We start from the raw sequence: 21,531 nt of genomic DNA, 5'->3' as shown, positions 1-21,531 counted from the left end.
TCGCACGGCCCGCGGCCACGCGGCGCCCCCGAAGCGCGTCCTCCGCGCATGGCGATAGATAACCATACGGATCGGACAGCCCGGTCCCGTGAAGGTCACCGTTGCGTTCCAAGTGGCACGCGACCGGGGGTGCATAGGGTGCCGACCGGGTCAATCCGCCCCCGCCGGGGTGGCCGTACGGCCCAGTGCGGAGCCCGCGCGCCACTCCTCCCAGGTCAGGTTCCAGCCACCCAGCCCGTTGTCGGGGAGGACCGGGCGGCGCCCGGAGTTGATCACTTCGACGGTGTCGCCGACGAGCGAGACGCCGTAGAACCAGGCGGCCGGGGTGGCGGCGTTCCCGTGCTCCGCGTCGCGCAGCCCGATGCAGCCGTGGCTGACGTTCCGGGCGCCGAACGTCCCGGCCGGGACCCAGTAGTTGCCGTGCAGGAACGTTCCCGTGGCGGTGAGCCGCATGGCGTGCGGGACGTCCTTGATGTCGTACGCGCCGCCGAAGCCGACGGTGTCCCCGTTCATCCGGATGACCCGCGCCTTCTCGCTGATCACCATCCGGCCGCTGTACGTCTCGGTGCCGGGGCCGCCCGTGGTGACCGGCACCGTGCGCAGCGTCCGGCCGCCGCGGACCACGGTCATGGTGTGCGTGGCGGCGTCCACGGTGCTCACCTGGTCCCGGCCGACCCGGAAGGCGACGCTCCGGCGCTGGAGCCCGTAGACGCCGGGCGCCCCGCGGACGTCGCGCAGGCGCAGGTCCACGGTGACGACGGAGCCGGGCGCCCAGCGCCGGCGCGGCCGGAAGTCCAGCCGGTACGCGCCGAACCAGTGCCCGGCCACCTCGGTCCGCGGCCACGCGGTGACCCGGACGGCCCGTTCGACCGCGGCCCGGTCGACGACCGGCCGGTCGAAGGCGAGCGAGACGATCATGCCCGTGCCGACCGTGGCGCCGGGGGCGGGGGCGACGGCCGCGGCGAAGCGGTGCGCCGGGACGTACGTCCTGAACTCCGAATGCTGTGTGGCCCGGTGGCCCGCCGCGTCCCGGGCCACCACGTCCACGGTGTAGCGGGCGGCGAGCGCGACCCGGTGGGCGTCCGGCCGCCAGCGGCGTCCGTCGGCGGAGATCCGGCCCGCGACCGGGGCCCGGACGCCGTCCCGGATCCGCACCGCGCGCACCCGTTCCAGCCGCCCCTGACGCACCCGCACCTCGAACCGGTCCGCGGCCCGCACGTCCCGGGCGCCGGCGCGCGGGGTGACCCGGATCAGCCCGGCGACCGGCCGCGGGTCGTCCGAGGGCGCCGCCGGCGACGACACCGGGGCGTGCGGCCGCGCCGCTCGCGGGGCGTCGGAGGCGCAGCCGCAGAGGGCGGCGAGGGCGGCGAGGGCGCACAGTCCGCGCAGGGCGCGCGGGAGGGCAAATCCTGTCACATCCGTCCCAACGACCCGGTTCCCCACGGGAAACGTGTCGGCACTCGCTTGCCGCTCCCGCTCACACGTGTGAGCGCATGCGCGGAACCGGGCAGGAGTGGGAAGGAAACCCCGAAGGAGCCCCGGGTCGCGGGGCGGAGGCCGCACCGCCGGACCCCCGGAAGGGACGCCGGGAGCCCGGTGCGCGCCGTCCAGAGCCGCCGGAGGCGAACACGTGTCGAGCACACCGGAGCAGGAGACGGGGCGCCGCCCCCAGGCCGGACCGGCGGCCCCGACGACGGGGGCACCGACCGCCGCCGTCAACGGGCGGCCGGTGGTCCACGGCGCCGAGGGAGCGGTGTGGCCGGGCTCCCCCGAGCCGCTGGGCGCCTCCTTCGGCGTCGGCGCCCACGGGATCGCCGGGACCAACTTCGCCCTGTGGGCGGGGGGCGCGGAGGCGGTGGAGGTCTGCCTCTTCGACGACGACCCCGACGTCACGGCCACCGGCGGCCAGCGCGAAACGCGGCACTTCCTGAGCGAGTTGACGCACGAGATATGGCACGGCTTCCTGCCGGGCGTGCTCCCCGGGCAGCGCTACGGCTTCCGCGTCCACGGCCGGTGGGACCCCTGGACGGGAGCCCGCTGGAACCCGGCCAAACTGCTGCTCGACCCGTGCGCCCGGGCCGTCGACGGCGACTTCGGCCATCCGCCCGGCCGCTCGGGACCGCTGCCGCCGGAGCTGTACGGGCACGTCAGGGACTGGCCGCAGCAGCACGTCGCCGACACCGTCCGCGACGAGCGGGACTCCGCCCCGTACGTCCCCAAGGGCGTGGTCGTCGCCCCCGACGGCGTCCCGGCCGGCGCCCACCGGCCGGGGACGGCCTGGGCCGACACCGTCATCTACGAGCTGCACGTCCGCGGCTTCACCATGCGCCACCCCGGCGTGCCCCCGGCGCTGCGCGGCACCTACGCGGGGCTGGCGCACCCGGCCGCGCTCGACCACCTGGTCCGCCTCGGGGTGACGGCCGTCGAGCTGCTGCCCGTCCACCAGTTCGCCCACGAGGACCACCTGCTCCGGCGCGGCCTGCGCAACTACTGGGGCTACAACTCCATCGGCTACTTCGCGCCGCACGCCGCGTACGCCGCCACCGGGACCCGCGGCCAGCAGGTCGGCGAGTTCAAGCGGATGGTCCGGGCGCTGCACGCGGCCGGGATCGAGGTCATCCTCGACGTCGTCTACAACCACACCGCCGAGGGCGGCGAGCTGGGGCCCACGCTCTCACTGCGCGGCGTCGACAACCGCCGCTACTACCGGCTCCAGGACGACCCCCGCCGCTACGCCGACTACACCGGCTGCGGCAACACCCTGCACGTCGTCCAGCCCAACGTGCTCCGGCTGATCACCGACTCGCTGCGGTACTGGGTGACGGAGATGGGCGTCGACGGCTTCCGCTTCGACCTGGCGGCGGCGCTCGCGCGGTCCATGCACGACGTCGACATGCTCTCGCCGTTCCTCGCCGTGATCGCCCAGGACCCGGTGCTGCGCCGGGTCAAGCTGATCGCCGAGCCGTGGGACGTCGGCTCCGGCGGCTACCAGGTGGGGCACTTCCCGCCGCTGTGGACGGAGTGGAACGACCGCTACCGGGACGCCGTACGGGACTTCTGGCGCGGCGCCCTGCCGGACGTACGGGACCTGGGCTACCGGCTCTCCGGCTCCAGCGACCTCTACGCCTGGGGCGGCCGGCGCCCGTACGCCTCCGTCAACTTCGTCACCGCGCACGACGGGTTCACCCTGCGCGACCTGGTGAGCTACGAGCGGAAGCACAACGAGGCCAACGGCGAGGGCAACCGGGACGGCAGCGACGACAACCGCTCCTGGAACTGCGGCGCGGAGGGCCCGACGGACGACGCCGGCGTGCTGGCCCTGCGCCGGCGGCAGACGCGCAACCTGCTGACCACGCTGCTGCTCTCCACCGGGGTGCCGATGCTCGTCGCGGGCGACGAGATGGGCCGCACCCAGGGCGGCAACAACAACGCCTACTGCCAGGACAACGAGACCGGCTGGGTCGACTGGTCGCTGCTGGCGGACCCGGGCTGGCGCGCCCTAGCCGACCTGACCTCCCGGCTGCTGGCGCTCCGCCGCACCCACCCCGTGCTGCGCAGCCGCACCTTCTACTCCGGCCGGCCGCAGTCGTCGGACGGGCTGCGGGACCTCGCCTGGTTCACGGCGCGCGGCACCGAGATGACGGAGTCCGACTGGTACGCGCCCGCCGCCACGCTCGGCATGTACCTCTCCGGCGGCGACATCCCGCAGCGCGGGCCGGACGGCACACCGGTCACGGACGACAGCTTCCTCGTCGTCCTGCACGCCGGGGACGAGCCGATCCGGTTCACGCTGCCCGGGCCGCCGTGGGCGGAGGGGTACGAGCTGCTCGTCGACACGGCCCGGGAGGAGCAGGGCGCCGCACCCGGCGCGCGGCGGCCGGCGGGCGCCCCAACAACCGTGGAAGCGCGGTCCGTTGTGGTGTGGAAGGTGCTGCCGGGACGGGTGACCGGGGGCGGGACGGAGGGTGGTGCACGCCCTCCGGCCTAGGGCGGAAATCCGAGTGAGCGTTGTCAGCGGTGGGTCGTAGGCTCCCCACTGATGACCGGAAACCGTGAAGCACCCGGAGCCGAGGCGCACCGCTCCGCCGTGCGCTCGCTGCTGCGCCTGTGGCCGTTCGTGCGGCCGGCCCGCGGCCGGATGCTGGCCGGCGTGGTGATGGCGGTGTTCGCCTCGGCCATGAGCCTGGTGATCCCGCTGGCCCTCAAGTGGACCGTGGACGGCCCGATCGCGGACCACGATCCGCACGGGGTGTGGCTCGGCGGGCTGGCGATCCTCGTGCTGGGCGTGCTGGAGGCGGGCCTGTTCGGGCTCCGCCGGCTCCTGGTGGCCCGGCCGCTCGCGCAGGTCGAGGCGACCATGCGGGACACCCTCTACCGGCACCTTCAGCGGCTGCCCGTCGCCTTCCACGACCGGTGGGCGTCCGGGCAGTTGCTCTCCCGGGCGACCACCGACCTGATGCTGCTGCGCATCTTCCTGGCGTTCGCGCTGACGTTCCTCGTCGTCAACGGCCTGACGATCGTCACCGGGTTCGTGATCCTGCTGCTCCAGCGGTGGACGCTGGGGCTGGTGCTGCTCGCCCCCGTCATACCGCTGGTGATCCTCTGCCGCTCCTTCGAGGCGCGCTACTCGCTGGCCGCCCGCACCGCCCAGGACCAGGTCGGCGATCTGACCACGGTGGTGGAGGAGAGCGTCCTCGGCATCCGGGTCATCAAGGGCTTCGGCCGGCACCGGGGGCAGCAGCGGGCCTTCGCGGCGCTCTCCGGCCGGGTCCGCGCGACGGAGCTGCACAAGGCGCGGCTGCTGGGGTCGCTGTGGGCGGTCATCATGATCCTGCCCGAGGTGGCGATCGGCGCGGCGCTGGTCCTGGGCGTCCGGGAGGTCGCCGACGGCGGCCTGACGGCGGGGGCCCTGGTGGCGTTCCTGTCGACGGCGCTGGCGCTGCGCTGGCCGGTGGAGTCGATCGGCTTCCTGCTGGCCCTGTCCAACGAGGCCGCGACGGCGACGGACCGCTACTTCGAGGTACTGGACGTGCCGGTGCCGCGCGACGCTTGCGCGTCGGGGGGTGCTCGGGTGCCGGAAGGTGCTCGGGTGTCCGGGGGCGCTCCCGTGTCGGAGAGCGCGGCTGTGGCGGAGAGCACGGCTGTGGCGGAGAGCGCGCCCGCGTCGGAGAGTTCTCCTGCGACGGAGAGCGTGGCAGCGGCAGCGGGGGACGCTCCGGTGCGTAAGGGTGTGCTCGCGTCGGAGGGCGCGCCGACGGCGGGGGACGCGCCCGCGCCGCGGGATACACCCGCGGTCAGGAGCGCGTCCGTGCCCGTGAGCGCTCCGGAGGCGGAGGCGGTCGTCGGGGGCGGACTGCGGCTGGAAGGGGTCGAGTTCCGGTATCCCGACGCGGCGCCGGACGCGCCGCCCGTGCTGCGCGGCGTCGACCTGCACATCCGCCCCGGGGAAACCATGGCCCTGGTCGGAGCCACCGGCAGCGGCAAGACGACCCTGACCGCGCTGATCCCCCGGCTGCACGAGGCCACCGCCGGCCGCATCACCCTCGACGGCCTGGACATCGCCACGCTCCCCCGCGCACGGTTGCGCGAGCTGGTGGCCGTGGCCTTCGAGGAACCCACCCTGTTCAGCGCCTCCGTAGGGGAGAACGTGCTGATGGGCGGGGCCGCGGCCGGGCCCGCCGAGCTGGAGCGGGCACTGGCGGTGGCCCAGGCCGACGGCTTCGTCCACGCGCTGCCGCAGGGCACCGCCACCCAGGTCGGCGAGCAGGGCCTCAGCCTCTCCGGCGGGCAGCGCCAGCGCCTCGCCCTGGCCCGCGCCGTGGTCGGCGACCCCCGGTTCCTGATCCTCGACGACCCGCTCTCGGCGCTCGACGTGCACACCGAGGCCCAGGTGGAACGGGCGCTGCGCGAGGTGCTCGCCACCACGACCGCGCTCGTCGTCGCCCACCGCCCGTCCACCGTGCTGCTCGCCGACCGGGTCGCGCTGCTGTCGGAAGGCCGCATCGCGGCCGTCGGCACCCACCACCGACTCCTGCGCGACAACCGGGAGTACGCGTGGCTGATGTCCGCCCCCGAGGGCGGGCGGGAGCCGCACGAGGATCGTCAGGAAGGGGACGACCGACCGTGACCTCCACCGTCTCCGGGCCGCGGGACACCGGCGCCCGCCCGGCCGCCGCGAGCGATACCGAGGGACCCGCCGGCAGAGCGCGGGGCCCCGCCGCCGACGATCCCGTCGCACAGGACGTCCTGCCCGCCCCCAAGGGCGCCTCGCTGAAGCTGCTGCGCTCCCTGCTGGCGCCCGCCCGCGGGCGGGTGTGGCTCACGGTGTTCCTGTTGCTGGCCCAACAGGCGGCGGTGCAGGCCGGCCCGCTGCTCGTCGCCGTCGCCATCGACCGGGCCGTGCCGGCCGTCCGCCGGGACGGCTACGGCCCACTGGCCGCCGTCGGCGCCGCCTATCTGGCCTGCGCCGTGGCCTCCGGGCTGCTCCAGCTCGCCTTCGTCCGGGTCTCGGCCCGGGTCGGCCAGGACGCCCTGCTCGACCTGCGCGGCCGCATCTTCCGGCACGCGCAGACGCTGAGCGTCGACTTCCACGAGCGCTACACCTCGGGCCGGGTGATCTCCCGGGCCACCACCGACGTCGAGTCGCTCCGCGAACTGCTCAACGACGGGCTCCAGGAGCTCATGGGCATCGCCGCCTCGGTCCTCCTCGTCTCCGCCACCCTGGCCTGGCTGGACTGGCGGACGGGCGCGGCGGCGGCCCTGTCCTTCGTCCCGCTCGCCCTCGTCATGCGGGGCTACCGGCGCCGGTCGCTGACCGTGCACCGCCGCAAGTCGACGGCCACCGCCGCCGTCATCGTGAAGTTCGCGGAGACGATGAACGGCATCCGGCCGGTGCAGGCGTTCCGCCGGGAGGCCGTCAACGAGGAGCACTTCGCCGAGCTCAACCGGGCCCACCGGGAGACCAACGCGGACGCGATGCTCAGCATGGCCCGCTATGTGATGACCTCCCGTCTGATCTGCAACGTCTCGCTGGCCGCGATCGTGGTCTGGAGCGCCTACCGGGTGGCCTCCGGCGGCCTGGAGCTGGGTGTCCTCGCGGCGGCGGTGCTGTACCTGCGCCGGCTCTACGATCCGGTCGACCAGATCGGCATGTTCCTCAACTCCTACCAGTCGGCCGCCGCCTCACTGGAGAAGACCGCCGGGCTGCTGGCCCAGCGGCCCACCGTCCCGGAGCCGGAGCGGCCCGTCGCGCTGCCGGCCCGCCCCGCCGGCGACCCGGGCCGCGAGGTCGTCTTCGAGGGCGTGCGCTTCGCCTACCGCACCGGCGGCGAGGTGCTGCCCCGCTTCGACCTCACCCTCGCCGCCGGCCGCACGGTGGCGGTCGTCGGCGCAACGGGCGCCGGAAAGTCCACCCTGGCCAAACTGCTGGCCCGGTTCTACGACCCGACGGAGGGGCGGGTGCTGCTGGACGGCGTCCCCCTCACCGAGCTGTCCGGCGCGGAGCTGCGCCGGCACGTGGTGATGGTGACGCAGGAGGCGTTCCTGTTCTCCGGAACCGTCGCCGAGAACATCGCCGTCGGCCGCCCCGACGCCTCCCGCGCGGACATCGAGCGGGCGGCCAAGGCCATCGGCGCCCACGACTTCATCACCGCCCTGCCCGACGGGTACGACACGGACGTCCGCAAGCGCGGCGGGCGCATCTCCGCCGGCCAGCGGCAACTCGTCGGCTTCGCCCGGGCCCTCCTCGCCGACCCGGCCGTCGTCGTCCTCGACGAGGCCACGTCGTCCCTCGACATCCCCGGCGAGCGCGCCGTCCAGCGCGCGATGCGCACGGTCCTGCGCGGCCGGACGGCGGTGGTCATCGCGCACCGGCTGTCGACCGTCGAGATCGCCGACCGGGTGCTGGTGATGGCCGACGGGCGTGTGGTGGAGGACGGCACTCCGGCCGAACTGACGTCAGGAACGGGGAAGTTCGCGGAGCTGCACCGGGCATGGCGGGAGAGCCTGGCGTGAGGGCACGCGCTGGGGCGCGCGGCGGAAGGGCGGCCGACAGCCCCGCGCCGCGCCGCGGCGGAGCCACCGGCGGGCCCGCCCGGGACCGGCGGGCCCGCCCGGGACCGGCGGGCCCGCCCGGGACCAGCGGGCCGGGCCCGGGACCGGTCCGGACCGGAGCCACGGGCCGGGCCGCGCCCTACGGCCAGGGCCAGGGCCAGGGCAGGGAAGAGCCAGGACCGGAACCAGAGCCACAACCGGGGCCGTGGTAACCGGTCAGGGCCGGAGTCAGAGCCGGGGCCGGGGCAATCGGTCGAAGCCAGAGTCAGGGCCGGTAGCCGGTAGCCGGTAGCCGGTAGCCGGTAGCCGGTAGCCGGTAGCCGGTAGCCGGTAGCCGGTAGCCGGTAGCCGGTAGCCGGTAGCCGGTAGCCGGTAGCCGGTAGCCGGTAGCCGGGTCAACGACCCGGGCCCGTACGGGAATCGGTCCGGGGGGGCCGGAGCACCGGAACGGCTCCTGAAACGGCCTCCGGAGCGGCACCGCCCCCGAGCGGCCGTATCCGGCCACCCGCCGGCACTCCGTGCCGTCCGGCCGCGGGCGGCGGACCGTCGCGTTCCGGCCGCCCGGCGAGGCCCCTTCCGGCCAGGCCCGGCGGCCCAGACACCCCTTCCCCGCCCAACTCCCGGCATACCGCCCGCTATTCGGACAGCGATCTTTGGCCAACGGACATTTTCCGGCCAACTTGTTGACGCGCCCCTGACATACGACGGGGGGCGGTGGCACTCTTCACCACAACCGGCGCCGGAACACCCCCCACCCCCCGCACTCCCCACAGCGAACCCCCCACTGCGAGACGTTCCGCATCGAGGCTTCACCGCCGAAGCCTCCCCGTCGGGGCTTCACCGTCGAAGCACCCGCACCGAAGCTCCCGTACCGCCCCGGAACCCCATGGACGCCATGGACGCCACGGGCCCACGGAAGCCTCACCCCCCTCTCTCCCACCGCTTTCCTCGGCATTCCGACGTTTCCTCCTCTTCTCCACTGGTTCTGCCGTGAACCGCCGGCCGGCCCCCACGCCGGCCGGTCGCCCATTCGGCCACACACCCACCGGTCGTGGTCGCCGCAGAAGGAGTCAGCGTGAGACCCACCCCCCAGAGACGCGCCGTCGCGACCGGCGCCCTCGTCGCCGTCACCGCGATGCTCGCCGTAGGCGTCCAGACGACCTCGGCCAACGCCGGGCAGGACAAGGCCGCGCACCCGGCCCCCCGGCAGTCGATCCACAAGCCCGATCCGGGCGCCGAGCCGGTCAAGCTGACCCCGTCGCAGCGGGCCGAGCTGATACGCGACGCCAACGCCACCAAGGCGGAGACGGCGAAGAACCTGGGCCTCGGGGCCAAGGAGAAGCTCGTCGTCAAGGACGTCGTCAAGGACAAGAACGGCACCCTGCACACGCGGTACGAGCGCACCTACGACGGCCTGCCGGTCCTCGGCGGCGACCTGGTGGTCGACGCCACCCGGAGCGGCCAGGTCAAGACCGCCGCGAAGGCCACCAAGCAGCGCATCGCGGTCGCCAGCACGACCCCCTCGCTCGCCGCCTCCGCCGCCGAGAAGGACGCGGTCAAGGCCGCGCGCGCCAAGGGCTCGAAGGCCGGCAAGGCCGACAAGGCGCCGCGCAAGGTGGTCTGGGCGGCCAAGGGCACGCCGGTGCTCGCCTACGAGACCGTCGTGGGCGGCGTCCAGGACGACGGCACGCCCAGCCAGCTGCACGTCATCACGGACGCGAAGACCGGGAAGAAGCTCTTCGAGTTCCAGGGCGTCAAGCAGGGCACGGGCAACAGCCAGCACAGCGGCCAGGTGCAGATCGGCACCACCAAGTCCGGCAGCTCGTACCAGATGAACGACACCACGCGCGGCGGCCACAAGACGTACAACCTGAACCACGGTTCGTCGGGTACCGGCACCCTGTTCACCGACAGCGACGACGTCTGGGGCAACGGGACCAACTCCGACCCGGCCACCGCCGGTGTGGACGCGCACTACGGCGCCCAGCTCACCTGGGACTACTACAAGAACGTGCACGGCCGCAACGGCATCCGGGGCGACGGCGTCGGCGCGTACAGCCGCGTCCACTACGGCAACAACTACGTCAACGCCTTCTGGGACGACAGCTGCTTCTGCATGACGTACGGCGACGGCAACGGCATCCCGCTGACCTCGATCGACGTCGCGGCGCACGAGATGACCCACGGCGTCACCTCCGCCACCGCCAACCTCACCTACAGCGGTGAGTCCGGCGGCCTCAACGAGGCGACCTCGGACATGATGGCCACCGCCGTGGAGTTCTGGGCCAACAACCCGGCCGACCCGGGCGACTACCTCATCGGCGAGAAGATCAACATCAACGGCGACGGCACCCCGCTGCGCTACATGGACAAGCCCAGCAAGGACGGGGCGTCCAAGGACGCCTGGTACTCCGGCCTCGGCGGCATCGACGTGCACTACTCGTCCGGCCCGGCCAACCACTGGTTCTACCTGGCCTCCGAGGGCAGCGGCCCCAAGGACATCGGCGGCGTGCACTACGACAGCCCGACCTCCGACGGCCTGCCCGTCACCGGCGTCGGCCGGGACAACGCCGCGAAGATCTGGTTCAAGGCGCTGACCGAGCGCATGCAGTCCAACACCGACTACAAGGGCGCCCGCGACGCCACCCTGTGGGCGGCCGGCGAGCTGTTCGGCGTCAACAGCGACACGTACAACAACGTGGCCAACGCCTGGGCCGCCATCAACGTCGGGCCCCGCGCCTCCTCCGGCGTCTCGGTCACCAGCCCCGGCGACCAGACCAGCATCGTGAACCAGGCCGTCTCCCTGCAGATCAAGGCCACCGGTTCGACGAGCGGCGCGCTGACCTACTCGGCCACCGGCCTGCCGGCCGGCCTGTCGATCAACGCCTCCACCGGCCTGATCTCCGGCACCCCCACCACCACGGGCACCAGCAACGTGACGGTGACGGTCAAGGACTCCGCGGGCAAGACCGGCTCCACCTCCTTCAAGTGGACGGTCAACACCACCGGCGGCGGCAGCGTCTTCGAGAACACCACCCAGGTGGCCATCCCGGACGCGGGCGCGGCCGTGACCTCGCCGATCGTCGTCACCCGGAGCGGCAACGGCCCCTCCGCGCTCAAGGTGGACGTGAACATCACCCACACCTACCGCGGTGACCTGACGATCGACCTCGTCGCCCCGAACGGGAAGACCTGGCGGCTCAAGAACTCCGACGCCTGGGACTCCGCCGCGGACGTCTCCGAGACGTACACCGTCGACGCCTCCTCGGTGAGCGCCAACGGCACCTGGAAGCTCAAGGTCCAGGACGTGTACTCGGGTGACTCCGGCACCATCGACAAGTGGCGGCTGACCTTCTGACAGCAGGCCCCCTAGGGCCGGGCACGGCCCGCCCCGCAGGACCGGGCGCCGCCCGGGGAGAGCACCGACTCCCCCGGGCGGCGCCTCTCGTCGTGCCCCCTCGGCCCGGGTCACCCGGCGCCCCAACACAACCGGAATGGCCAATTCGCCCGTTTCGCCCGGAAATTCCCTGAACGAACGAAGAATCTTTATCAAACCGCTGCCACAGCAGCCCCGATATTCCCGGCAGGACGCACGCAAGTTCGATCAAACTGACGCTCGGCCGCGATCCCTCGCGGACCGCTCTACTCTCACCTGCCAGGAGCATGCGTGCGTCACACGCCCCGAATAGCCCGTTCCGGGTCCCGTCGCCCCGCCGTCGCCGCGAGCGCGGCCACCGTCGCCGCGGCCCTCCTCGCCTCCGGTTTCGCCGGGGCCCCGGCCCAGGCGGCCGGCCAGGAGGACCCCGCCAAGGCCCTGCACCTCAGCGGCAAGGAGCGGCTGGTCCCGCGCGGCACGGTCACCGACGAGGACGGCACCGTCCACACCCGGTACGAGCGCACCTACGAGGGCCTGCCGGTGCTCGGCGGCGACCTCGTCGTCCACCAGGACAAGCAGGGCAAGGTCGAGGACGTCACCAAGGCCGTCGAGGCCGCCATCAAGGTCCCCACCACCAAGGCGAAGATCTCCGCCCCCGCCGCGCGCCGCCAGGCGATGCTGGCCTCGGCGGACGAGGGCGCCGGCGCGTTCATCAGCAACCAGGCCCCGCGCAAGGTGGTCTGGGCGGCCAAGGGCACCCCCGTCCTCGCCTACGAGACCGTCGTGGGCGGCCTCCAGCACGACGGCACCCCCAGCGAGCTGCACGTCGTCACCGACGCCACCACCGGCAAGAAGCTCGACGAGTTCCAGGCCATCGCCACCGGCACGGGCACCGGCATGTACAACGGCAAGGTGCCGGTGAACTCCGTGAAGTCCGGCGGCCGGTTCTACATGAAGGACGGCCAGCGCGGCGGTCACACGACCTTCCACGCCCAGAACAAGAAGTCCGGCGAGTCCTTCCCGGCCTTCAGCAACACCCGCGACGTCTGGGGCAACGGCAAGCAGAGCATGGCCCAGACCGCCGCCGTGGACGCCCAGTACGGCGCCGCGATGACCTGGGACTACTACAAGAACGTCCTGGGCCGCAAGGGCATCAAGGGCAACGGCAAGGCCGCCAACTCCTTCGTCCACTACGGCAACGGCTACAACAACGCCTTCTGGTCGGACGAGTGCTTCTGCATGGTCTACGGCGACGGCAAGGGCAACAAGGCGCCGCTGACCTCCCTCGACGTCGCGGGCCACGAGATGACCCACGGCGTCACCTCCGCCACCGCCCGCCTCCGCTACGAGGGCGAGTCCGGCGGCCTGAACGAGGCCACCTCCGACATCTTCGGTACCGCCGTCGAGTTCTACGCCCGCAACGGCCAGGACAAGGGCGACTACCTCATCGGCGAGAAGCTGGGCAAGCCGCTCCGCTACATGGACAAGCCCAGCAAGGACGGCCGCTCGGCCGACTACTGGCGCAAGGACCTCGGCGACCTGGACGTGCACTACTCGTCCGGCGTGGCCAACCACTTCTTCTACCTGCTGGCCGAGGGCAGCGGCGCCAAGACGATCAACGGCGTCAAGTACAACAGCCCGACCTGGGGTGGCATCAAGGTCAACGGCATCGGCCGCGGCGCCGCCGAGAAGCTCTGGTACAAGGCGCTCACGGTGTACATGACCACCAACACCGACTACAAGGGCGCGCGTTCCGCGACCCTGAAGGCGGCCCGGGACATGTTCGGCACCAAGAGCAAGCAGTACAAGACGGTCCAGGCGGCGTGGGACGGCGTCAACGTCAAGTAAACGCGGGTTCCGGGGCCGGCCGGGGCAGGGGCGACGCCCCGCCCGGCCGGCCCCGGCGCGTTCAGCGCATCAGCACCCCCGCCGCCTCCCCGGAAGCCTCCGGCGGGACGGCGACGAGGCCCATCTCGGCGCCGTCGGCGAGCAGGCGATGGCTGGGGAGGATGCGAACCGTGTAGCCGAAGGGGCCCGTGCGGTCGAAGGTGAGCGGGCCCTCGTAGAGGCGGCGGCCGTCGAGGGCCGAGGTGCCGGCCGGTTTCAGCGGCACGGCCGCCGCGCCGGTGAGCCGGTCGGCGGCGTCCACCCGGCCGGCCAGGGCCTGCACCTCGACGTCCGCCGGATCGAGGTCGCCGAGGGTGACGGTCACCCGCAGGGTGACGGTCGAGCCCAGCTCGGCGGTGCCGTCGAGGGGCCCGTCGGCGGCGGCCTCCACATGGTCCACGGCCACCGCCGGCCAGGCGGCCCGCACCCGGGCCTTCCAGGCGGCCAGTTCGCGCGCCGCGTCGGGGGTCAGGGCCCGCTGCGCCTCGGCGGCCGGGCCGTAGAGCCGCTCCACGTACTCCCGGACCATCCGGCCGGCGAGGACCTTGGGCCCGAGCGAGCCCAGCGTGGAGCGGACCATCTCGATCCAGCGGCCGGGCAGCCCGTCGGGCCCGCGGTCGTAGAAGCGGGGCGCGACGCGCTCCTCCAGCAGGCCGTAGAGGGCGGCGGCCTCCAGGTCGTCGCGGCGCTCCTCGTCGGTGGCCGAGCCGTCGGCGGTGGGGATGGCCCAGCCGAAGTCGGGCTCGTACCACTCGTCCCACCAGCCGTCCAGGACGCTGAGGTTGAGGCAGCCGTTGAGGGCCGCCTTCATGCCGGAGGTGCCGCACGCCTCCAGCGGGCGGAGCGGGTTGTTGAGCCAGACGTCGCAGCCGGGGTAGAGCTTCTGGGCCATGGCCATGCCGTAGTCCGGCAGGAAGACGACGCGGTGCCGGACCCGCGGGTCGTCGGCGAACCGGACGAGCTCCTGGACCAGCCGCTTGCCGCTGTCGTCGGCCGGGTGGGCCTTGCCCGCGACGACGATCTGGATCGGCCGTTCCGGGTCGAGCAGCAGCCGGGTGAGCCGCTCGCGGTCCCTGAGCATCAGGGTGAGCCGCTTGTACGACGGGACGCGGCGGGCGAAGCCGATGGTCAGCACGTCCGGGTCGAGGACGCCGTCGATCCAGCCGAGCTCGGCCGTGCCCGCGCCGCGCTCCCGCCAGGAGGCGCGCAACCGCTCGCGGACCTCCTCCACCAGCTGCTCGCGCAGGGTGCGGCGGAGCTCCCAGACGTCCGCGTCGGAGATGTCGGCCACCGAGTCCCAGCGCTCGCTGCCGCCGAGGGTGAGCGCGTCCTCCGCGCGGGCGACGCCGATCCGGCGGGCGCCGAGCCGGAAGACCTCGGGGGCGACCCAGGTGGGCGCGTGGACGCCGTTGGTGATCGAGGTGATCGGCACCTCGGTGTCGTCGAACCCCGGCCACAGGCCCGCGAACATCCGCCGGCTGACCTCCCCGTGCAGGACGGAGACGCCGTTGGCGCGCTGCGCCAGCCGCAGTCCCATCACGGCCATGTTGAACAGGGCCGGGTCGCCGCCGGGGTAGTCCTCCGCGCCGAGCCGCAGCACTCTGTCGACGTCGATGCCGGGCAGCTCGGCGCCGTCGGCGAAGTGCCGGGCGACGAGCTCGCGGTCGAAGCGGTCGATGCCCGCGGGGACGGGGGTGTGGGTGGTGAACACGGCACCGGCCCGGACGCTCTCCAGGGCGGCGTCGAAGTCCAGCCCTCCCGCGCTGAGTTCGCGGATGCGTTCGAGACCGAGGAAGCCGGCGTGGCCCTCGTTGGTGTGGAACACCTCGGGGGCCGGGTGGCCGGTGAGCCGGCAGTAGGCGCGGACCGCGCGGACGCCGCCGATGCCCAGCAGCATCTCCTGGAGCAGCCGGTGCTCGCTGCCACCGCCGTAGAGGCGGTCGGTCACGTCGCGTTCGCCCGGCGCGTTCTCCTCGACGTCGGAGTCGAGGAGCAGCAGCGGCACCCGGCCGACCTCGGCCTTCCAGACGTGGGCGCGCAGCGACCGGCCGCCGGGCAGCGCCAGGGCGACCGTGGCGGGCGTGCCGTCGGCCTCGCGGAGGAGGGACAGCGGGAGCTCGTTGGGGTCCAGCAGCGGGTAGTGCTCCTGCTGCCAGCCCTCGCGGGAGAGGGACTGCCGGAAGTAGCCGTGCCGGTAGAGCAGTCCCACGCCGATCAGCGGGACGCCCAGGTCGCTGGCGGACTTCAGGTGGTCGCCGGCGAGGATGCCGAGGCCGCCGCTGTACTGCGGGAGGGCGGCGGTGATGCCGAACTCGGGCGAGAAGTAGGCGACGGCGGCGGGCAGTCCGGGCGGCTGCTCCTGGTACCACCGGGCGCCGGTGAGGTAGTCGTGCAGGTCGTCGGCGGCCGCGGCGAGCCGCCTGCGGAAGCGGCGGTCGTCGGCGAGGGCGGTCAGCCGGGCGGCCGGCACGGCGCCGAGCAGCCGCAGCGGATCGCCGCCGGCCGCCCGCCAGCCCTCGGGGTCGAGGGTCTGGAACAGCTCACGGGTCTCGGGATGCCAGGACCAGCGCAGATTGCGCGCCAGCTCGCTGAGCGGTCGTAGGGGCTCCGGAAGGACGGGGCGCACGCTGAATCGACGAATGGCCTTCACGGGGACGACGGTAGCGGCGCGGGGGCCGCGGTCGCGGCTCAAGACGCCAAGTGCCTCCTTCTGCCCGAGTCGCTTCCCCCGGAGGCGCGCCGATGGGCTCCGGCCGGACGCCGCCTCTCGATCGGTGGCGCGCGGGCTTCCCCCGGAGGCGGGCCGACGGGGTCCCGGCCACCGGTGCGCGTCAGGGCCGCCCTCCCTGACCCTGGCAGGGGCAGGCAGCGCCCGCGCGGGCGCGGTTGACTGGCCCCATGGACACTCCTGCCGCCCTGGGCGAATTCCTGCGCACCCGCCGCGCCGCGCTGCGGCCCGAGGACGTCGGGCTGACCACCTACGGGGGACAGCGCCGGGTGCCCGGGCTGCGCCGCGAGGAGCTGGCGCTGCTGGCGGGGGTGAGCACCGCGTACTACACCCGGCTGGAGCAGGGGCAGTCCGTGAACGCCTCGGACGCGGTGCTGGACGCGCTGGCGCGGGCCCTGCGGCTGAGCCCGGACGAGCACGCGCACCTGAGGAACCTGGCGCGTCCCGGCCGTCCCGCGCCGCGCGCCGCCGCCGGCCGGCCCGCGCGGGTGCGGCCCGGGGTGCGGCGACTGGTCGCGGCCCTGGACGGGATCCCCGCCCTCGTCCTGAACCACCGCTACGACGTGCTCGACTGGAACCCGCTGGGCCACGCGCTGACCGCCGGCCACCTGGCCGCCGACGTCCCGCACCGCGCCGCCGCGCGCCCCAACACGCAGCGGATGCTCTTCCTCGACCCGCACGTACGGGACCTCTACCCGCGCTGGGACCTGGAGTCGCGGCGGGCGGTGTCGGCGCTGCGGCTGGCCGCGGGCGAGCACCCGGACGACCCGGCGCTGGCCGAGCTGATCGGGGAACTGACCATGAAGAGCCCGGAGTTCGCTTCCCTGTGGGCCCGGCACCCGGTGCGGGCCTGCGTCTCGGGCACCAAGGAGTTCCACCACCCGCTGGTGGGCCCGCTGACGCTGACGTTCGAGCTGCTGCGGGTGCCGGTGGCGGACGGTCCCAGGCAGGCGCTGCTGACGTTCAGCGCGGAGCCGGGGAGTCCGTCGGAGGCGGGGCTGCGGCTGCTGGCAACGACGCTGGAGCCGGCCGGCGCACCGGGGCCCGAGGGCGCCGTCGCCCCGCGCGTGGAACACGACCGCCAGGGGCCGACCGTGCGCTGATGTTCTGGTACGAGGCGGAAATACGCCACGCCTACACCAGGACGTTCCAAGGCCGGAAGTCGCTACGACCTTCGAACGCCGGGCGGGCGCGGCGTTCCCCCATCCGGCCGTCGGCGGCACCCGGTCGTCACATTGCACACGGTCGGCCCAGCGGGGAGACTCCCTACGAGTGACGGAGGCCCCGCCGCCCTCCCCGGGCGGTGCCAGGGGAACTACGCACCGGTAGACCGGGCGGTGCGGGCATGTCCGCCAGGGTCCGGTGGGAAAGCTCCATCGGTGCGGGGACCCCGCGCCCCCGTCCACTCGCCCCCAGGTCGACCCCCTCGGTATTTCCGCACTTCCCGCTCGTCAGGTTTTCGCAGGTTTTCCGGCGCCCGGCCGGGTGAATGCGGACAGGTGCAGCCCTGCCCGCGTTCTCCCGGCCGTCGGGGCAGCGGATAGAAAGAACGGAACGCGCCAGACCTCCCGTCAGCACCCGTCGGCAACCGGGCACTTCTCCGGTTTCCCCTCGAACCCCAGGTGATTCCATGATCGGTCGCATCCCCGTCCTGGACCTCGCCCCGCTCGTGGACTGCGGCCGCAGACCGGCGAAGGCAGTGGTCGGCGAGTCCTTCGGGGTCACCGCTACGGTTTTCCGAGAAGGCCATGACGCGGTGGGTGCCAACGTGGTACTGCGGGACGCGGCCGGCCGGTCGGGGCCGTGGACGCCGATGCGGGAGCTCGCCCCGGGCACCGACCGGTGGGGCGCCGAGGTCACCCCGGACGCGGAGGGCCGCTGGACGTACGCGGTCGAGGCGTGGAGCGACCCGGTGACCACCTGGCGGCACGCGGCCCGGATCAAGATCCCGGCGGGCATCGACACCGAGTTGGTGCTGGAGGAGGGCGCCCGGCTGTACGAGCGGGCGGCCGGCGGCGTGCCCAAGAGCGAGGGCCGGGAGGCGGTGCTGGCCGCGGTCGACGCGCTGCGCGACACCGAGCGCCCGGTGGCCGACCGGCTCGCCGCCGCGCTGACCCCGGCCGTCTCGGCCGCCCTGGCCGCCCACCCGCTGCGCGAACTGGTCACCTCCACCCGGCCGCTGCCGCTGCTGGTGGAGCGGGAACGGGCGCTGTACGGCTCGTGGTACGAGCTGTTCCCGCGCTCGGAGGGTGCGGTGGTGACGGCGGCCGGGCCACCGGTGAGCGGGACGTTCCGGACGGCGGCCCAGCGGCTGCCGGCCGTCGCCCGGATGGGCTTCGACGTCGTCTACCTGCCGCCCGTCCACCCCATCGGCACCGCCTTCCGCAAGGGTCCCAACAACGCGCTGAGCGCGGGCCCGTACGACGTGGGCAGCCCCTGGGCGATCGGCTCGGCCGACGGGGGGCACGACGCGATCCACCCGGACCTCGGCACCTTCGAGGACTTCGACCACTTCGTGGCCACGGCCCGCGAGCTGCGGATGGAGGTGGCGCTGGACTTCGCCCTCCAGTGCTCCCCCGACCACCCCTGGGTGGAGAAGCACCCGGAGTGGTTCCACCACCGCGCGGACGGCTCGATCGCGTACGCCGAGAACCCGCCCAAGAAGTACCAGGACATCTACCCGCTGGCGTTCGACGCGGACTTCGACGGGCTGGTGCGGGAGACGCTGCGGCTGCTGCGGTTCTGGATGGACCGCGGGGTGCGGATCTTCCGGGTGGACAACCCGCACACCAAGCCGGTCGCCTTCTGGGAGAAGGTCATCGCGGACATCGGCCGCACGGACCCCGATGTGATCTTCCTGGCCGAGGCGTTCACCCGGCCCGCGATGATGCGCACCCTCGCGGCGGTCGGCTTCCAGCAGTCGTACACCTACTTCACCTGGCGCAACTCCAAGCAGGAGCTCACCGATTACCTCACCGAGCTGTCCCGTGACTCCGCTGCCGTGATGCGCCCCAACCTCTTCGTCAACACCCCTGACATCCTGCACGCCTACCTCCAGGAGGGCGGCCGCGCGGCGTTCGAGATCCGGGCCGTGCTCGCCGCCACCCTCTCCCCGTCCTGGGGCGTCTACGCCGGCTACGAGCTGTGCGAGAACGTCCCGGCCCAGCCCGGCAGCGAGGAGTACCTGGACTCGGAGAAGTACCAACTGCGGCCGCGCGACTGGGAGTCGGCCGAGCGCGCGGGGCGCAGCCTGGCTCCCCTGATCACCGTGCTCAACCGGCTGCGAAGGCGGCACCCGGCTCTGCGGCGCCTGCGCAACCTCCGCTTCCACCACGTGGACAACGACGCCGTCATCGCGTACTCCAAGCGCTGTGCCGGCCCGGGCGGAGACTGCGTGGTGACGGTCGTCAACCTCGACCCCCACCACACCCAGGAGGCCACGGTCTCGTTGGACATGCCGGAGCTCGGCCTCGACTGGCACGAGACCTTCCCGGTGCGCGACGAGCTCACCGGCGAGACCTACCACTGGGGCAGGGACAACTATGTGCGCCTGGAGCCGGGCCGTGCGATCGCGCCCGCGCACGTGTTCTCGCTGCGACCGTCCTCACCGATCGGAGGGTCACCCACACCATGATCGTCAACGAGCCCGTACCGGACACGTTCGAGGACACCCCCGCCAAGGACCGGGATCCCGACTGGTTCAAGCGCGCGGTGTTCTACGAGGTCCTCGTGCGTTCCTTCCAGGACAGCGACGGCGACGGCATCGGGGACCTCAAAGGGCTGACGGCCAAGCTGGACTACCTGCAGTGGCTGGGCGTCGACTGCCTCTGGCTGCCGCCGTTCTTCCAGTCCCCGCTGCGGGACGGCGGCTACGACGTCTCGGACTACACCTCCGTCCTGCCGGAGTTCGGTGACCTGGCGGACTTCGTCGAGTTCGTGGACGCCGCGCACCAGCGCGGCATGCGCGTCATCATCGACTTTGTCATGAACCATACGAGCGATCAGCACGACTGGTTCCAGCAGTCCCGCACCGATCCGGACGGGCCGTACGGCGACTACTACATGTGGGCCGACGACGACAAGCAGTACCAGGACGCGCGGATCATCTTCATCGACACCGAGACGTCCAACTGGACCTTCGACCCGGTCCGCAAGCAGTACTACTGGCACCGGTTCTTCTCCCACCAGCCGGACCTCAACTACGAGAACCCGGCGGTCCAGGAGGAGATCCTGGCGGCCCTGCGGTTCTGGCTGGACCTGGGCATCGACGGGTTCCGGCTGGACGCGGTGCCGTACCTGTTCGCGCAGGAGGGCACCAACTGCGAGAACCTGCCGCAGTCGCACGCGTTCCTGAAGCGGGTCCGCGCCGAGATCGACGCCCACTACCCGGACACCGTGCTGCTGGCCGAGGCCAACCAGTGGCCGGAGGACGTCGTCGACTACTTCGGCGACTACGCCAAGGGCGGCGACGAGTGCCACATGGCGTTCCACTTCCCGGTGATGCCGCGGATCTTCATGGCCGTCCGCCGCGAGTCCCGCTACCCGGTCTCCGAAGTCCTGGCCAAGACCCCGGCCATCCCCTCGCGCTGCCAGTGGGGCATCTTCCTCCGCAACCACGACGAGCTGACCCTCGAGATGGTGACGGACGAGGAACGCGACTACATGTACGCGGAGTACGCCAAGGACCCCCGGATGCGCGCCAACATCGGCATCCGGCGCCGGCTGGCCCCGCTGCTGGACAACGACCGCAACCAGATCGAGCTGTTCACCGCGCTGCTGCTGTCGCTGCCCGGCTCGCCGATCCTCTACTACGGGGACGAGATCGGCATGGGCGACAACATCTGGCTCGGCGACCGGGACGGCGTCCGGACCCCGATGCAGTGGACGCCGGACCGCAACGCGGGTTTCTCCTCCTGCGACCCGGGCCGGCTGTTCCTCCCGACGATCATGGACCCGGTCTACGGGTACCAGGTCACCAACGTCGAGGCGGCGATGAGCAGTCCGTCGTCGCTGCTGCACTGGACCCGCCGGATGATCGAGATCCGGAAGCAGAACGTGGCGTTCGGGCTCGGCTCGTACACCGAGCTCCAGTCGAGCAACCCGGCGGTGCTGGCGTTCCTGCGGGAGTACCAGGACGACCTGGTCCTGTGCGTGAACAACTTCTCCCGCTTCGCACAGCCGACCGAACTGGACCTGCGGACCTTCAACGGGCGGCACCCGGTGGAGCTGATCGGCGGCGTCCGCTTCCCGGCCATCGGGGAGCTGCCGTACCTGCTGACCCTGGCGGGGCACGGCTTCTACTGGTTCCGGCTGCGCCGCAACGCGCCGGCGGGGGGCCACCAGCCCGGGTGACCGACGCGCGGGGCGGGAGCGGGTCGCGGACCCGGTTTTCCCGCCCCCGCCCCGGGCACCCTCACTACTACGCACAGACCGGCCCGGATCGAACGGTTCCGGCAGGGCACGCGCTGACCGTACGGACGATCCTGGC

At 73.0% G+C, this 21,531-nt stretch carries 10 protein-coding genes; 8 read left to right on the top strand and 2 right to left on the bottom strand.

Annotated elements, in window-relative coordinates; all coding sequences use genetic code 11:
• Positions 1 to 150 precede the first annotated feature (150 nt).
• Positions 151 to 1,416 carry a L,D-transpeptidase gene (locus J7W19_RS22680; protein ID WP_004954228.1) on the bottom strand — a complete coding sequence of 422 codons (1,266 nt, stop codon included), beginning with the start codon at positions 1,414 to 1,416 and terminating at the stop codon, positions 151 to 153.
• A 214-nt stretch (positions 1,417 to 1,630) separates the two neighbouring features.
• On the opposite strand from J7W19_RS22680, the gene glgX reads away from it, so the two are divergent.
• From glgX to J7W19_RS22655, 5 genes are all read left to right on the top strand, one after another.
• A complete protein-coding gene (gene glgX / locus J7W19_RS22675) occupies positions 1,631 to 3,988 on the top strand; it encodes a glycogen debranching protein GlgX (protein WP_004954225.1) in 2,358 nt (785 codons plus the stop codon).
• Positions 3,989 to 4,039: 51 nt separating this feature from the next.
• On the top strand, positions 4,040 to 6,127 hold the full coding sequence (locus J7W19_RS22670) for an ABC transporter ATP-binding protein (protein WP_004954222.1): 2,088 nt from the start codon (positions 4,040 to 4,042) through the stop codon (positions 6,125 to 6,127).
• A complete protein-coding gene (locus J7W19_RS22665; protein WP_004954219.1) occupies positions 6,124 to 8,013 on the top strand; it encodes an ABC transporter ATP-binding protein in 1,890 nt (629 codons plus the stop codon). Before J7W19_RS22670 ends, J7W19_RS22665 begins: the two co-directional genes overlap by 4 nt.
• A gap of 1,114 nt (positions 8,014 to 9,127) precedes the next feature.
• Positions 9,128 to 11,410 carry a M4 family metallopeptidase gene (locus J7W19_RS22660; RefSeq protein WP_004946433.1) on the top strand — a complete coding sequence of 761 codons (2,283 nt, stop codon included), beginning with the start codon at positions 9,128 to 9,130 and terminating at the stop codon, positions 11,408 to 11,410.
• 309 nt (positions 11,411 to 11,719) lie between these two features.
• A complete protein-coding gene (locus tag J7W19_RS22655) occupies positions 11,720 to 13,276 on the top strand; it encodes a M4 family metallopeptidase (protein WP_004946435.1) in 1,557 nt (518 codons plus the stop codon).
• A 61-nt stretch (positions 13,277 to 13,337) separates the two neighbouring features.
• Here the strand turns inward: J7W19_RS22655 and glgP are convergent, their stop codons facing one another.
• Complete coding sequence (gene glgP, locus J7W19_RS22650) at positions 13,338 to 15,965, bottom strand: alpha-glucan family phosphorylase (RefSeq protein ID WP_004946437.1); 2,628 nt, start codon at positions 15,963 to 15,965, stop codon at positions 13,338 to 13,340.
• Positions 15,966 to 16,213: 248 nt separating this feature from the next.
• Between glgP and J7W19_RS22645 the strand changes: the two genes are divergently transcribed.
• From J7W19_RS22645 to treS, 3 genes are all read left to right on the top strand, one after another.
• A complete protein-coding gene (locus J7W19_RS22645) occupies positions 16,214 to 17,146 on the top strand; it encodes a helix-turn-helix domain-containing protein (protein WP_004946440.1) in 933 nt (310 codons plus the stop codon).
• Positions 17,147 to 17,673: 527 nt separating this feature from the next.
• Entirely contained in the window at positions 17,674 to 19,677 is a 2,004-nt protein-coding gene (locus tag J7W19_RS22640; RefSeq protein ID WP_004946444.1) for an alpha-1,4-glucan--maltose-1-phosphate maltosyltransferase, read from the top strand.
• Positions 19,674 to 21,395, top strand: coding sequence for a maltose alpha-D-glucosyltransferase (treS, locus tag J7W19_RS22635; RefSeq protein WP_004946447.1), 1,722 nt, complete (start codon positions 19,674 to 19,676; stop codon positions 21,393 to 21,395). Before J7W19_RS22640 ends, treS begins: the two co-directional genes overlap by 4 nt.
• Positions 21,396 to 21,531: the final 136 nt, after the last annotated feature.

The organism is Streptomyces mobaraensis NBRC 13819 = DSM 40847 (assembly GCF_017916255.1).
Classification (GTDB): Bacteria; Actinomycetota; Actinomycetes; order Streptomycetales; family Streptomycetaceae; genus Streptomyces; species Streptomyces mobaraensis.
This window is presented reverse-complemented; position numbering and strand designations above follow the sequence as displayed.

Coding starts and splice junctions, on each gene's coding strand:
- J7W19_RS22645 (WP_004946440.1), top strand. CDS start 16,214: ATGGACACTCCTGCCGCCCTGGGCGAATTCCTGCGCACCCGCCGCGCC.
- J7W19_RS22670 (WP_004954222.1), top strand. CDS start 4,040: ATGACCGGAAACCGTGAAGCACCCGGAGCCGAGGCGCACCGCTCCGCC.
- treS (WP_004946447.1), top strand. CDS start 19,674: ATGATCGTCAACGAGCCCGTACCGGACACGTTCGAGGACACCCCCGCC.
- J7W19_RS22640 (WP_004946444.1), top strand. CDS start 17,674: ATGATCGGTCGCATCCCCGTCCTGGACCTCGCCCCGCTCGTGGACTGC.